This window comes from Kordia sp. (assembly GCF_045105435.1).
Classification (GTDB): domain Bacteria; phylum Bacteroidota; class Bacteroidia; order Flavobacteriales; family Flavobacteriaceae; genus Kordia.
Genome location: NZ_JBGCDL010000246.1, coordinates 1 through 13751 on the forward strand (window position 1 = coordinate 1; position 13751 = coordinate 13751).

At 34.2% G+C, this 13751-nt stretch carries 14 protein-coding genes; 6 read left to right on the forward strand and 8 right to left on the reverse strand.

Annotated features, from left to right (window positions below):
• From AB8B65_RS12475 to AB8B65_RS12490, 4 genes are all read right to left on the reverse strand, one after another.
• Window positions 1–653 (reverse strand): DUF937 domain-containing protein (locus AB8B65_RS12475; RefSeq protein ID WP_405301383.1); only part of this gene is annotated, 653 nt, incomplete at its 3' end.
• A 186-nt stretch (window positions 654–839) separates the two neighbouring features.
• Complete coding sequence (locus AB8B65_RS12480) at window positions 840–1793, reverse strand: D-2-hydroxyacid dehydrogenase (RefSeq protein ID WP_405301385.1); 954 nt, start codon at window positions 1791–1793, stop codon at window positions 840–842.
• Window positions 1794–1819: 26 nt separating this feature from the next.
• Window positions 1820–2884 carry a 3-phosphoserine/phosphohydroxythreonine transaminase gene (gene serC / locus AB8B65_RS12485; protein ID WP_405301386.1) on the reverse strand — a complete coding sequence of 355 codons (1065 nt, stop codon included), beginning with the start codon at window positions 2882–2884 and terminating at the stop codon, window positions 1820–1822.
• Window positions 2885–2966: 82 nt separating this feature from the next.
• Window positions 2967–4028 (reverse strand): acyl-CoA reductase, encoded by a 1062-nt coding sequence (locus AB8B65_RS12490; protein ID WP_405301387.1) that lies wholly within the window; start codon window positions 4026–4028, stop codon window positions 2967–2969.
• A gap of 139 nt (window positions 4029–4167) precedes the next feature.
• Between AB8B65_RS12490 and AB8B65_RS12495 the strand changes: the two genes are divergently transcribed.
• Complete coding sequence (locus tag AB8B65_RS12495; protein ID WP_405301388.1) at window positions 4168–4521, forward strand: 4Fe-4S dicluster domain-containing protein; 354 nt, start codon at window positions 4168–4170, stop codon at window positions 4519–4521.
• A gap of 150 nt (window positions 4522–4671) precedes the next feature.
• Here AB8B65_RS12495 and AB8B65_RS12500 read toward each other — a convergent pair whose 3' ends face one another.
• Together AB8B65_RS12500 and AB8B65_RS12505 are read right to left on the reverse strand one after the other, a co-directional pair.
• Window positions 4672–5061 (reverse strand): PUR family DNA/RNA-binding protein, encoded by a 390-nt coding sequence (locus AB8B65_RS12500; protein WP_405301389.1) that lies wholly within the window; start codon window positions 5059–5061, stop codon window positions 4672–4674.
• Window positions 5062–5140: 79 nt separating this feature from the next.
• A complete protein-coding gene (locus AB8B65_RS12505; protein ID WP_405301390.1) occupies window positions 5141–6895 on the reverse strand; it encodes an ABC transporter ATP-binding protein in 1755 nt (584 codons plus the stop codon).
• 142 nt (window positions 6896–7037) lie between these two features.
• On the opposite strand from AB8B65_RS12505, the gene AB8B65_RS12510 reads away from it, so the two are divergent.
• The 4 genes from AB8B65_RS12510 to yajC all read left to right on the forward strand — a co-directional run bounded on the left by AB8B65_RS12510 (window position 7038) and on the right by yajC (window position 10158).
• The gene (locus tag AB8B65_RS12510) at window positions 7038–8141 is read left to right on the forward strand and encodes a Glu/Leu/Phe/Val dehydrogenase (RefSeq protein ID WP_405301391.1); all 1104 of its coding nucleotides are present in this window, start codon (window positions 7038–7040) and stop codon (window positions 8139–8141) included.
• A 100-nt stretch (window positions 8142–8241) separates the two neighbouring features.
• Window positions 8242–9183: a transcription antitermination factor NusB gene (gene nusB, locus AB8B65_RS12515; RefSeq protein WP_405301392.1), complete on the forward strand. Its 942-nt coding sequence runs from the start codon at window positions 8242–8244 to the stop codon at window positions 9181–9183.
• 45 nt (window positions 9184–9228) lie between these two features.
• The gene (locus AB8B65_RS12520; protein WP_405301393.1) at window positions 9229–9855 is read left to right on the forward strand and encodes a DUF1573 domain-containing protein; all 627 of its coding nucleotides are present in this window, start codon (window positions 9229–9231) and stop codon (window positions 9853–9855) included.
• An 18-nt stretch (window positions 9856–9873) separates the two neighbouring features.
• Window positions 9874–10158, forward strand: a complete 285-nt coding sequence (gene yajC, locus AB8B65_RS12525) for a preprotein translocase subunit YajC (protein WP_405301394.1) — start codon at window positions 9874–9876, stop codon at window positions 10156–10158.
• A gap of 454 nt (window positions 10159–10612) precedes the next feature.
• Here the strand turns inward: yajC and AB8B65_RS12530 are convergent, their stop codons facing one another.
• Both AB8B65_RS12530 and pepT read right to left on the reverse strand, forming a co-directional pair.
• The gene (locus AB8B65_RS12530) at window positions 10613–11206 is read right to left on the reverse strand and encodes a YdeI family protein (protein ID WP_405301395.1); all 594 of its coding nucleotides are present in this window, start codon (window positions 11204–11206) and stop codon (window positions 10613–10615) included.
• 118 nt (window positions 11207–11324) lie between these two features.
• Window positions 11325–12560 carry a peptidase T gene (gene pepT / locus AB8B65_RS12535; RefSeq protein ID WP_405301397.1) on the reverse strand — a complete coding sequence of 412 codons (1236 nt, stop codon included), beginning with the start codon at window positions 12558–12560 and terminating at the stop codon, window positions 11325–11327.
• 192 nt (window positions 12561–12752) lie between these two features.
• Here pepT and AB8B65_RS12540 point away from each other — a divergent pair.
• Window positions 12753–13751, forward strand: a 999-nt coding sequence (locus AB8B65_RS12540) for a quinone-dependent dihydroorotate dehydrogenase (protein ID WP_405301398.1), incomplete at its 3' end; no start/stop codon positions are given.

Here is a 13751-nt window from a genome sequence, read left to right on the forward strand (position 1 = left end):
CCGCCTAGCAATCCGCCAAGTCCGCCACCGCCGCTGTTGTTATCTTTTTTGTCGCCTCCGCCAAAAAACATACCTGCGATATCGTCTAAAACACTTCCGTCATTATCACCATCTAAAATAGATTCGATAAAGCTTTGTTGTTGTGGTGCTTGTGCTTGATTAGAAGAACCACCACCAAGTAATCCGCCAAGTAAATCTCCAATTCCGCTAGAGCTTTGTACATTTTGCTGACGTTTTTGCTTTCCTAACATTCCCATTAATAATGGAGCTGCTACTTTTAAAATGCTTCCAATAGAAGAAGTATTTATTCCTGATTGCTTACTGATTGCATTTTCAACATTTTGTCTACGATCTCCTAATACGTGACCTAAAATTCCATCTCCATCATCTTTTACTTCCTGATCAACTCCACCGCCAAAAAGACCAGCCAAGTTATCTAAAATACTTCCATCATGTTTTTTCTCTAAGGCTCTATTTAATCCTTCTGCACCTTCTGGTGAACTTGCATTTCTTTTCATTGCTCCCATAAGTACAGGTAAAGCCATACTTAATACAGAAGCAGTTTTGTTTTGATCTTCTCCAACTTCATTACTCACTCCGCCAATGATTTGTTTTCCCAAATCACTATTTAATAAATCTAAAATTCCAGACATTTAAAAACGATATTTATTGTTAATATGAAAACAAGATAGTAATATTCTATAACACTTGTAGTATGTGTATGTATTTTTTAGTTGAAAGGTATAAAATGCAAAAATATCAGACGAATGGAACTTGTACACGTTCAAAAGTACAAAAAGCACTCCGGAAAGTGCTTTTTGTAGTATGTGAGAAGATTTTTATCCTTTTAAAAGTGTGCTTATTTGTGAAGCCAATTCGAGTCCAATACGGTCTTGTGCTTCATAAGTTGCCGCGCCAATATGTGGTGTTAATGAAATATAAGGATTCATTAATACTTTTATCGCTGGCGTTGGTTCATTTTCATATACATCTAAACCTGCAAAACTTAATTTACCGGTATCCAAAGCGTCAACTAAAGCAACTTCGTCAAGCGTTCCGCCACGTGAAGCATTTACAATTCCGGCACCTTGTTTCATCAATGCTATTTCTTTTTTTCCAATGATGTATTCTTTTTGAGCAGGAACATGTAATGTGATAAAATCTGCATTTTTCAAGACATTTTCCATCGTTTCCGTTTCAATATCAATTGCAATTGATTGTCCATTAAAAAAATCGACAGAAACAATAGCTTTCTCAATAAATTTATCGGTAGCAATAACATTCATTCCCAAGCCAAGTGCCATTTTAGCTGTAGCTTGCCCAATACGTCCAAAACCGATAATTCCAAGAGTTTTTCCGCGCAATTCAGATCCTTTTGCATACGATTTTTTCAAATCTTTAAAACGTGAATCGCCTTCTAAAGGCATGTTTCTGTTAGAATCGTGTAAAAAACGTACGCCGTTAAACAAGTGACCAAAAACCAATTCGGCAACTGAACCCGAAGAAGCTGCTGGTGTATTGATAACGTGTAGTCCTTTTTTGCGAGCGTATTCAACATCAATATTGTCCATTCCGACACCGCCGCGACCAATGAGTTGCAAACTTTTACAGCCATCAATAACATCTTTACGTACTTTGGTGGCACTACGCACTAAAAGTCCTGTAATTTCGTGTGTATTGATGTAATTGATTAATTGTTCTTGGGCAACTTTCGTTGTGATTACTTCAAAGCCATCATTTGTTAATGCGTCAATTCCGCTTTGAGAAATTCCATCGTTTGCTAATATTTTCATCTTGTTTTTTTCTTTATGATTGAAAATTATGCTTTTTGTGCTACTGCTTGCATTACGTCTACCAATACTTGTACACTTTCTAGTGGCAATGCATTGTACATGGAAGCTCGGTAACCGCCAACACTTCTGTGTCCGTTAAGTCCGTTGATTCCAGCTTCATTACACAGAGTATCAAATGTTTCTTTTAAAGATGCATCTGTTAAGGTAAATGTAGCGTTCATGTGACTTCTGTCTTCTGTGGCAACAACTCCTTTAAATAGTGGATTTCTATCAATTTCGCCATATAACAAAGCTGCTTTTTGATCGTTTATTTTTTCTATGGCAGCAATTCCACCGAGATTTTTCAACCATTCTAAAGTCAACATTGATACATACACAGGAAAAACGGCAGGTGTATTAAACATACTGTCTTTTCCAAGATGTACTTTATAGTTTAACATTGAAGGAATAGTTCTGCTTACTTTTCCTAAAATATCTTCTTTAATAACTACTAAAGTCGTTCCGGCAGGGCCCATATTTTTTTGTGCGCCTGCGTAAATTAAGTCAAACTTAGAAAAATCTAACTGGCGTGAAAAAATATCAGAACTCATATCGCAAATCAATGGAACATTCGTTTCTGGGAAACTTTTCATTTGTGTACCAAAAATGGTATTGTTACTTGTGCAGTGAAAATAATCTGCATCAGTTGGAATTGCATACTCTTTAGGAATGTGTGTAAAACCACTATCTTTTGAAGAAGCTACTTCGACCAATTCACCAAATAATTTAGCTTCTTTGATGGCTTTATCGCTCCAAGTTCCTGTATTTAAGTAGGCCGCTTTTTTTTCTAATAAATTGTAAGCCGCCATTAAAAATTGTGTACTTGCACCACCATGTAAAAAGAGTGCTTTGTATCCTTTTCCTTCCAAACCTAGTAATTCTAGCGCCAAGCTACGCGCATTTTCCATGACGTTTACAAAAGGTTTACTTCTGTGCGATATCTCAATTAAAGATAAATTATCATCATTAAAATTTAGAACTGCTTCCGAAGCTTTTTTTAATACTTCTTGCGGTAAAATACAAGGTCCTGCGCTAAAGTTATGTTTTTTCATTGTTTCGTATTTGTCGTGTGCTATTATTTTTGCAAAGTTGCTAAATTATCAACGAATTGTTGTTATGGTTTTATTAAATATTTTAGGATAAATTTGTCAAAAAATCTAAAGTATCCACGCCATCTGCATAATCATGTAGTTCAGGATGTTGGGTTTGCCCGAATGCAATTTCATTCTCCATGTCAATGTCAGCCACAACGCACTGAATGCTTTCTGCATCTGTTTTTAATTTGGCTTGAAGCGAATCGATATCGTCATAGTATTCATAAAAAACAGTTGCAATTGGCGAAGCGTATTGTGTATCTTCTTTAATCATTACAAAACCATTTTCAAGTATGTCGAACAAACTCATTAGGTAAACTGCCTTGTTATAATCGTAGTTATTGGCGTATTTGGCGCTGTTCATAATGTCACTTTTGCTGTACATTCCGCCAAAAAAGTTTTGAAAATCGTATCCTTTCGGGACAAATAATTTAGAAACACTTCTGCAACCCAATCCGAAATAGGTAAAAATATCATCGCCCAAAGCTACTAATTGTGCTTCCGTTTCGTTTCCAGTCAAAATAGCAACTGAGTTTCTGTTTTTACGAATAATATTAGGCTTGTTTTTAAAATAATATTCAAAATAACGCGCAGTATTGTTGCTTCCTGTTGCAATTACGGCATCAAAACCAGTGAGTTTATCATCTGTAAAGGAAATTTTACCTTTAAAAGAAGGTTCGGCAAATTCTAAGAATTTTGCCAAATAGGGCAGTAGGTGTTTGTCGTTTGATGATTGTTTTATTAAAACTTCATGTCCAGAAATTAACACGGATAAAAAATCGTGAAATCCTACCAACGGAATGTTTCCTGCCATTATAATTGCTACTTTTTTAGGAGCAACAGTTTCTATGTTGTAGTTTGATGTCCAGTGTTTTAGCGAACTTTCTCGCAATGCTTTTGCCCAATTACCAATAGCAAAGCGGAGATTTTCTTTCGTAAACCAGCCATTATTTTCTTGTGTAAGTTTTAGTTGATGTTTCATTCCATCAAAAAAAGGATCGTTAAGAAGTATTGCCGAATTTGGTGTCGGATTCTCTACTGAAAACTGTGATAAGAAGTCTCCTAATTTTACAAAAGCGTTAATTCTTTCTGCTAAAGCCATCTGAATTTGTTTATGAATAGTTTTGGCGTTATTTTTGTAATCCAAATATTGACGCCAATAGTTAATTTGGCGAATTTATAAAACTTTTACCGCATTAGTGGTAGATCATAAAAAGATTGTAAACGAATACGAAAAAATAATGGCTATAATTATTACTGACGAATGTATCAATTGTGGTGCTTGCGAGCCAGAATGTCCAAATACTGCAATTTATGAAGGTGCTGACGATTGGCGCTATGCGGATGGAACTTCTTTAAAAGGAGCAGTTGTACTTCCTAATGGAAATGAAGTGAACGCTGAAGAAGCACAAGAACCAATTTCAGACGAAATTTACTATATATCTCCAGATAAATGTACAGAATGTAAAGGTTTCCATGAAGAACCACAGTGTGCAGCAGTTTGCCCTGTAGATTGTTGTGTACCCGATGAAGATATTGTTGAAACAGAAGAAGAATTACTAGGAAAGCAAGCATTTATGCACCCAGAAGGATAATGTTTGAAGTTATTAGCGTTGTGAGTTTGTAAGTTTTACCCAAAACCCAAAACTCAGCACTCAATAACCCAACACCCAGAAAAGTAAAAAGCCATTTTTATCATATTGATAAAGTGGCTTTTTTTTTGGTTTTGGCTTGGTTGTGATATGTTATATATCTTCGAAGTTTATATCTGTAAAACTTTCAACATCTCCGTCAGCAGTATCAGCAGAAGCAATACCTTCTTCTGTGTTATACTCTCTTTTAAAATCTTTTTGATGACGTTCGGAAATGACTTCTTCTCCTTTTTCGTCAACAATGTACGCTGTCATTTCGCTTAAAATTTCTGAAAATGCTGCGAAATCTTCTTTATACAAATAGATTTTGTGTTTTTTGTAATGGAATGATCCATCGTCGTTGGTAAACTTTTTGCTCTCAGTAATGGTTAGGTAATAGTCGCCAGCTTTGGTTGCTCTGACGTCAAAGAAATAAGTTCTCCTTCCTGCCCTCAATACTTTAGAGAAAATTTCTTCTTTCTCTAATAATTCTTTGTCACTCATAATCCCCTTTTTCTAAAATTTAGTTGTTTGTTAATCTCCCTCAAAAATGTAAAAAAAAAACTAACTGAACAACAAAATGTTATAAATCTTTTTCGGAAAGTTGTTTTAAATAGAGCTGTTTAAAGTAACCTTCTTCTTCAATAAGATCGTCATAACTACCGTTTTGGATAATTTTCCCGTCATCTAATACAATGATCTTATCAGCGTTTTTGGCAGATGAAATACGGTGACTTACAATGATGGTTGTTTTGTTTTTGGTGATGCGTTCAATATTGTTTAGGATTTCTTCTTCGGTTTCAGTATCTACGGCAGATAAGCAATCATCTAACAATAATATATTTGGGTCTTTTATGATGGCTCTTGCAATAGAAACACGCTGTTTTTGTCCACCACTTAACGTAATTCCGCGTTCACCTAAAATGGTTTCGTATCCTTTCTTAAATCCGATAATATTTTTGTGTACCGAAGCAAATTTTGCCGCAGCAATAACTTCTTTATCTGTAGCATCTTCTTTTCCGAATTTTATATTATCTTGAATGGTTTCAGAAAACAAGAATGCATCTTGCGGTACAATACTAATAGAACTCCGTAAACTGTTTAAGTTGAGTTCTTTAATTGGAATTTTGTCAATTTCAACAACTCCTTTTTCGGTATCATACATTCTACTAATCAAATCTAATACGGTCGTTTTTCCTGAACCTGTTTTTCCAACAATAGCGAGTGTTTCTCCTGTTTTTAGCGAGAATGAAACATTTTTTAAAGCTGTAATATTGGTATCATCATACGTAAAAGAAACGTTCTTAAACTCAATATTTCCTTCAATTGGTGTTGCTTCTGGAATTAAATTCTGAATTTCAGGTTCAACTTTTAAAAACTCATTGATACGCTTTTGTGATACTTCCGCTTGTTGTACAATAGAAGTTACCCAACCAATAGTTGCTACAGGCCACGTAAGCATGGTTACATACATGATAAATTCTGCCAAGACACCAATTTTAATTTCACCGCTAATATATTGGAGTCCGCCAATGTAAATTACCAAAATACTACTGGCACCAATTAATAAAATCATCAACGGGAAAAACCAGGCATTTACTTTTACCAAGTTCATGTTTTTAGTTTTTCCTTCTACAACCATTCCGTCAAAAGACTTTTTAATTTGCGGCTCTATTCCGTAGGCTTTAATTACAGAAACTCCTGAAAACGATTCCTGTGTAAAGGTGGATAGTTTAGATAAAAACTGTTGTACAATCGTGCTTCGTTTTTGAATAGCGCGACTCAATTTATAGATTAAAAATGATAATATAGGCAAAGGCACTAAGGTGTAAATGGCAACTTTTGGCGCCGTAATAAACATGAGCGGTACTAAACATGCAAAAAGTGTGATGGTACGAATACTGTACATAATTGCAGGTCCTGCGTACATACGAACCTTTCCGACATCTTCACTAATACGATTCATCAAATCACCTGTGCGGTTCTTTTTGTAAAAATTAGTAGATAGATTTTGGTATTGCTGATACACTTCATTTTTTAGATCATATTCTACATATCTAGAAATGTTTATAATAGTTTGTCGCATTAAAAAAGTAAAGAAACTTGCCAAAGCAGCAGCACCAATAATATATAAGATATTCATTAAAAGTTCACTCTTAACAATAGCAATATCTGTAATTTTGCCGTTAATATATTCATCTACAGTAGTCAGAGAGTTTCCTATTAATTTAGGTGTAACCAATGCAAAAACTTGTGCAACAATGGTGATTAATATTCCTAAAAGTAACTTTCCTTTATATTTTGAAAAGTATTTATTTAAGTGCTGTAATTCTTTCATTAGCTAAAAATCCGCCTATTTTTTAAGGCTTTTATTTTGAAAAATATTCATTTTAACAACATGTTTATTGCATAAATTTGAATTATCACTATTTTTGCAGTCTATTTTTTATATATAATATAATTTTAAGATACAATAGCCTATGGTTTCAGACGTCATAAACACTAGCGAATTACACAAGGTTGATCCTGTTTTTGGACAACTCTCATTTGATAATCATGAACAAGTTGTTTTTTGCAATGACAAAGATACAGGATTAAAAGCAATAATAGGAATTCATAACACAGTTTTAGGACCTGCACTTGGAGGAACTCGAATGTGGCAATATAATAATGAATGGGAAGCCTTAAACGATGTACTTCGTTTGTCTCGTGGAATGACTTTTAAATCAGCAATTACCGGATTAAACTTAGGTGGAGGAAAAGCGGTAATCATAGGAGATGCCAAAACTCAAAAGACACCTGAACTCATGCGAAGATTTGGAGAATTTGTACATTCTTTAAGTGGTCGCTATATTACCGCAGAAGATATTGGAATGGAAACGAGTGACATGGATCTGGTACGCGATGTAACTCCGTATGTAACCGGAATTTCAGAATCGAGAGGTGGCGCAGGAAATCCTTCTCCAATTACTGCTTATGGCGTTTTTATGGGAATGAAAGCTGCTGCTCAATACAAACTTGGTTCAGATCATTTGGAAGATCGTACCATATACGTACAAGGAATTGGACATGTTGGAGAAGCATTGGTAGAACATTTATCAAACGAAGGTGCAAAAGTGATCATTGCCGATATTAATGAAGAACGTTTGCAAGCAGTAAGTAAAAAATACGGAGCGGAGATTTATCGTGGATCTGACATTTACAGTGAACGCATGGATATTTATGCGCCATGTGCTTTAGGAGCTTCTATAAATGACGATAGTATTCACAAGCTGAAAGCACATGTTATTGCAGGTGCAGCCAATAATCAATTGAAAAACGAAATAAAGCACGGCGAAATATTGAAAGAAAGAGGAATTGCGTATGCACCAGATTTCTTAATTAATGCAGGCGGAATTATCAATGTGTACGCGGAATTAGAAGGCTACGGAAAAGCCGAAATTATGCGTAAAACAGAAAATATATACAATACTACTTTAGAAATATTCAAACATTCTGAAAATAATAACTCCACAACACACAACTCAGCATTGCGTATTGCGTTGGATAGAATTGAAACAAGAAAAAAAGAAGTACGCAAATAGTAGCATTCTTTTAAAATAATTATATTTTTGCGGGGCGAAAGGATTTCATTCTTTCGCCTTTTATTTTTTTATTTTTATAAAATTCAAAGTTCTTACGCAGATGCTAACAAGAAGACATATTCGAGTTAAAGTAATGCAATCTATTTATGCATTGTCACAATCACAGAGTGATCAAGTTGATAAAGAGTTAAAATTTATTAACATGAGTATTGCCAATATGCACGATTTACATGTGCTTACGCTAGATTTATTCGTGAAATTGAGCGAATATGCTGAAAATCAACTTGTGTTATCTCAAAAGAAATATTTGGCTACTTCCGAAGATAAAAATCCAAACAAAAAATTCATCCAAAATGCAATCATTCGTCATCTTGTCGAAAATAATGCATTAAAAGAAGCTGTTCAAGATCGAAATATAAACGATTGGGAATTGAATGATGAATATATACGTGTGATTTTTGAAGCAATGCTTGAAAATGATTTGTACAAAAATTACATGGCAGATACAGAAACAGGATATGAAAAAGATCGTGCGTTTGCCGCAAAACTATTTTCAGAAATTATTGCGCCAAACGAAAAACTGTACGAATTCTTTGAAGACCAGAAATTAACTTGGATTGATGATTTGCCTGTAGTAAATACACTTATTTTAAAATCAATCAAACAAGCTAAGAAAGGAAAAGAGCGTATTTTTCTATCAGAATTATACAAAGATGACGAAGACAAGGCATTTGTGAGAGATTTATTTAGAAAAACAGTGCTAAATGATGAAATGTTAGCTACCGAAATTCAAGGGAAAACACCAAATTGGGACAAAGACCGAATTGCCAATTTAGATTTAATATTGTTGAAAATGGCAATATGTGAATTCTTAAAATTTCCGTCAATACCTGCAAAAGTAACAATAAACGAGTATATTGAGCTCGCTAAAGAATATTCTACCTCAAAAAGTAGTATGTTTGTAAATGGTATCCTTGATAAGTTAATTAAGGAATATAAAACAGAAAATAAGTTAAATAAAATCGGTAGAGGTTTGATGTAACAAAAACAATTATTAAATTTACCCCAATAAAAAATTTTAAACACCATGATCAGAAAAGGATTTATACTATTAGGAGCAATGTCGCTTATCTTATTTACATCATGTAAAGATGATGCAACAAAGAAAGTAGACGAGAAAAAAGTCGCTGTTGCAGGCGATAGAGATGCAAAAATCGAAAAAGAAGCAGTAAAAATTGATGAAGCAGCAAAGAATTTTGCAGTAATGACTTTTGAAAACAAGATGCATGACTTCGGAATTATCAACGAAGGTGACCAAGTAGAAACTGTATTCAAATTTACAAATGATGGAAATTCACCATTATTAATTTCTAACATCAAAGGAAGCTGTGGATGTACTGTACCTAACGATTGGCCAAGAGAACCAATTGCACCAGGAGCTAGTGGACAGTTTACCGTAAAGTACAACTCTACAAATAAGCCAAACCTAAAAACAAATACGGTAACAATTACCGCAAATACAAAAACAGGTTCTGAGCGTGTAAACATTAAAGCATTTGCTACTCCAAGCCCAGAATTACAGGCAAAAAGAGACAAAGCTAAAGCTGAAAGAGAAGCTAGAATGAAAAAGCAACAAGCAGCTCAAAAAGCAGCAGGAACAGCAAATACAGCAGTTAAGCAAACGAAAACAGGTCACGAAGGACACAATCATTAATCAATTACATTAGAAAGATTGGAACAGTTTTTACCACTATTATTGATGATTGCTGTGTTATATTTTTTAATCATAGCACCATCATTAAAAAAACAGAAAAAAGAGAAGAATTTCATGGCTGCCGTGAAAAAGGGAGATCGTGTGATCACCAAAAGCGGAATTCATGGAAAAATTGTTGAACTAAATGATAAAGATTATACCTGCATTATTGAAACAGGAGCAGGGAAAATCAAATTCGAACGCGCTGCGCTTTCAGTAGAAGCATCAGCAAGACTCAACAAGCCACCTTCTGAGAAAAAATAAATGTACATTACAAAAAGTACAGAAAAAAGCATCGTGAAAGCGATGCTTTTTTTATATCCAAAATCCAAAATATACTTAACCGAATAAAGTACTTCTTGATATAAAATTTCATTCTGAAATCTCATTAGAAACAACGTTTACAAATACTTATAATTTTTAGTTTCACACAACAAACAACCACCAACCAATTCGAGTAAATTATTTTAAGAGAACAAAAATATTAGTGAATTCGTGACAAAAGCTTTATAACGAATAGGTGAAAAGTACTTTTTTAACAGACAACAGACAACAGACAACAGACAACAAACAACCAATTCGAGTAAATTATTTTAAGAGAACAAAAACATTAGTGAATTCGTGACAAAAGCTTCATAACGAATAGGTGAAAAGTACTTTTTTAACAGACAACAGACAACAGACAACAGACAACAGATAACAGACAACAAACAACAAACTACTTATACTGATCACTCAAGCCTTTCCCATCCAAAATCATAGGAATAATTTTATCCAAACGACTTTGCTTGGCAACTATTTTTTTGGCGGAAGCAATATATTCTATGTATTCTTTTTGTTTGTAATTGGCTAATTTTTGAAACGCTTCTAACAATATTGAATCTGAGTCAAATACAACTTTTAGTTCCTCAGGAATCTCCAAAACTTGTTCTTTCTTAAACGTCACCGTTTTCCCTTCTTTTTGGTTCTGAATAGCTTCATTAATATATGCTGCTACTAAATTTTTAGGAATTATATCTGACACTGTAAACTTCCAATGCCGCATGGCTTGAGTTTTCCCTTCTTGTGCATTTACTAACACATTCGCGTTATCTTTTAACAAAGCTCCTTGAAAAAACCACAATCCAACATGTGTTTTAAATGCACCAATTCCAATTACATTTTTCCCTGCTACCGTATACACGGGAATATTCCATTTAAGCATTTCTATAACGTCCGAATTTTGAAGAATAATTTGCTGTAACGTACGCAGTTTGTCTTCCCATTTAGGAAAACTATTTACATACTCTGAAACAGTTGTTGACTTTTTCATTTAGATAGAATTTACTCTAAAAAAAACTTTCTTAAATCGAAACTGCGTCTAACTGAACTTAATTCAGTTTTTTTATCAGTTCAAACACTTTAAGAAAGCTTTTCAATATATTCTACAGTTACTTTTTATACTTTTCAGCAGTAAGCTCAGTAATTTTGACAATCACATCAATGGCACTTAAAATGCTTTCTACAGGCACATATTCGTAACGTCCATGAAAATTATGTCCGCCAGCAAAAATATTAGGACACGGCAATCCCATAAAAGATAATTGCGAACCATCAGTTCCACCACGAATTGGTTTGATTAATGGTGTAATTCCTAATGAATTCATTGCTTCTTCGGCAATTTCTACAATATGAAAAACAGGTTCTACCTTTTCTTTCATATTAAAATATTGATCTTTAATTTCTATAGAAATCGGATCACTAGCGTATTTTTTATTAATGTCTGAAGCAATATGTTGCATAAGTACTTTTCTAGCTTCAAACTTATCCTTATCATGATCTCTAATGATGTATTGTAATGTAGTTTCTTCAACTTTACCATTCATCGTATGTAAATGATAAAATCCTTCACGACCTGTCGTTTCTTGTGGAATTTCATTTGAAGGCAACGCAGCAATAAAATCATTGGCGATCAACATAGAATTGATCATTTTTCCTTTTGCATATCCAGGATGTACAATTTTCCCTTTTACGGTAACAACTGCACCAGCTGCATTAAAATTTTCATATTCTAATTCGCCAATCTGACTTCCGTCCATTGTATATGCCCATGCTGCACCAAACTTTGCTACATCAAATTTGTGTGCACCACGACCAATTTCTTCATCTGGCGTAAAGCCAATACGAATTTTTCCATGTTTTATTTCAGGATGATTAATTAAGTATTCCATCGCAGAAACAATCTCGCAAATTCCTGCTTTATCATCTGCGCCAAGTAACGTTGTACCATCAGTCGTAATTAAGGTATTTCCTTTATAGAGTAGTAAATCGTCAAAATAATCGGGCGAAAGCACAATATTTTTTTCAGCATTTAAAATAATATCTTTCCCATCGTAATTCGGTACAATTTGCGGTTTTACATTCGCGCCTATAAAATCTGGAGACGTATCAAAATGCGATACAAATCCAATCGTAGGAACTTCATGATCCACATTACTAGGCAAAGTTGCCATGATATATGCGTTTTCGTCAATTGTAACGTCAGACAATCCAATTCGGTTTAATTCGTCAACTAACAAATTGGCTAAATTCCATTGTTTTGCTGTACTTGGAGTCGTTTCGGAAGTTGGATCAGATTCTGTATCAATCGTTACATAACTGATAAACCTATCTATAATATGTTGCATGTGAAGTCTTTTTTTCAAAAATAGCGGATTTTTAAATACTCATAAAATGTTATGCTATAATTTTTGGGTTTTATATTGAATTAGAAAGTAAATAAATGATATTTTAATGTCCAAAAGCATACTGAATTAAAAAATAGAAACTAAATATTTGGACTTCTAAAAATTAAACTATTTTTGCACAAACAATACAACATGTACCAATTCCTCGTAAAACCTATTCTTTTTCTATTCGATCCAGAAAAAGTACATCACTTTACCTTTTCACTCATTCGAACACTGTGTAAAATTCCGTTTATGTCAAGCATTTTCAAAGCAATGTATGTCGTAAATGACAAACGCTTAGAACGTACTGTTTTTGGATTAACATTTAAAAATCCTGTGGGTTTAGCTGCCGGATTTGACAAAGATGCAAAACTCTACAACGAACTCTCTAACTTCGGATTTGGGTTTATAGAAATAGGAACCTTAACGCCAAAACCGCAAGTTGGAAATCCTAAAAAACGATTGTTTCGCTTAAAGCAAGACGAAGCAATTATCAATCGTATGGGATTCAATAACGGAGGCGTACAGGAAGCTGTAGCACGTTTAAAAAAGAACAAAGGTGTTTTAATTGGTGGAAACATTGGTAAAAACAAAGTCACGCCAAACGAAGAAGCGGTAGAAGATTATAAAATCTGCTTTGAAGCCTTATTTCCTCATGTAGATTATTTTGTAGTGAATGTAAGTTCGCCAAATACGCCTGGTTTAAGAGAACTACAGGACAAAGAACCTTTGACAAAGTTACTCGCAACTTTACAATTAATGAACAGTGCGAAAGAAGCACCAAAACCAATTCTACTCAAAATTGCGCCCGATTTAACGAATGAGCAGTTAGAAGATATCATTGAAATTGTGGCAGACACAAAAATTGCAGGTGTTATTGCAACCAACACAACAATTTCCCGTGAAGGTTTGCAATCCGAAGACAAAGGCGAAATTGGCGGATTAAGCGGAAAACCATTAACCAATCGTTCAACGGAAGTCATTCGTTTCTTAGCTAAAAAAAGCAACAAAGCATTTCCAATTATTGGAGTAGGAGGAATTCATACCGCAGAAGACGCACTAGAAAAACTAGATGCAGGCGCAGACTTAGTACAATTGTACACAGGATTTATTTACGAAGGTCCAAAACTCATCAAAAACATCAACAAA

Bases quoted from the DNA above. Each gene is read 5' to 3' on its own strand.
- AB8B65_RS12505 (WP_405301390.1), bottom strand. From the start codon at position 6,895: ATGAAAGAATTACAGCACTTAAATAAATACTTTTCAAAATATAAAGGA.
- AB8B65_RS12480 (WP_405301385.1), bottom strand. From the start codon at position 1,793: ATGAAAATATTAGCAAACGATGGAATTTCTCAAAGCGGAATTGACGCA.
- AB8B65_RS12500 (WP_405301389.1), bottom strand. From the start codon at position 5,061: ATGAGTGACAAAGAATTATTAGAGAAAGAAGAAATTTTCTCTAAAGTA.
- AB8B65_RS12495 (WP_405301388.1), top strand. From the start codon at position 4,168: ATGGCTATAATTATTACTGACGAATGTATCAATTGTGGTGCTTGCGAG.
- AB8B65_RS12490 (WP_405301387.1), bottom strand. From the start codon at position 4,028: ATGGCTTTAGCAGAAAGAATTAACGCTTTTGTAAAATTAGGAGACTTC.
- nusB (WP_405301392.1), top strand. From the start codon at position 8,242: ATGCTAACAAGAAGACATATTCGAGTTAAAGTAATGCAATCTATTTAT.
- pepT (WP_405301397.1), bottom strand. From the start codon at position 12,560: ATGCAACATATTATAGATAGGTTTATCAGTTATGTAACGATTGATACA.
- AB8B65_RS12530 (WP_405301395.1), bottom strand. From the start codon at position 11,206: ATGAAAAAGTCAACAACTGTTTCAGAGTATGTAAATAGTTTTCCTAAA.
- AB8B65_RS12510 (WP_405301391.1), top strand. From the start codon at position 7,038: ATGGTTTCAGACGTCATAAACACTAGCGAATTACACAAGGTTGATCCT.
- AB8B65_RS12520 (WP_405301393.1), top strand. From the start codon at position 9,229: ATGATCAGAAAAGGATTTATACTATTAGGAGCAATGTCGCTTATCTTA.
- serC (WP_405301386.1), bottom strand. From the start codon at position 2,884: ATGAAAAAACATAACTTTAGCGCAGGACCTTGTATTTTACCGCAAGAA.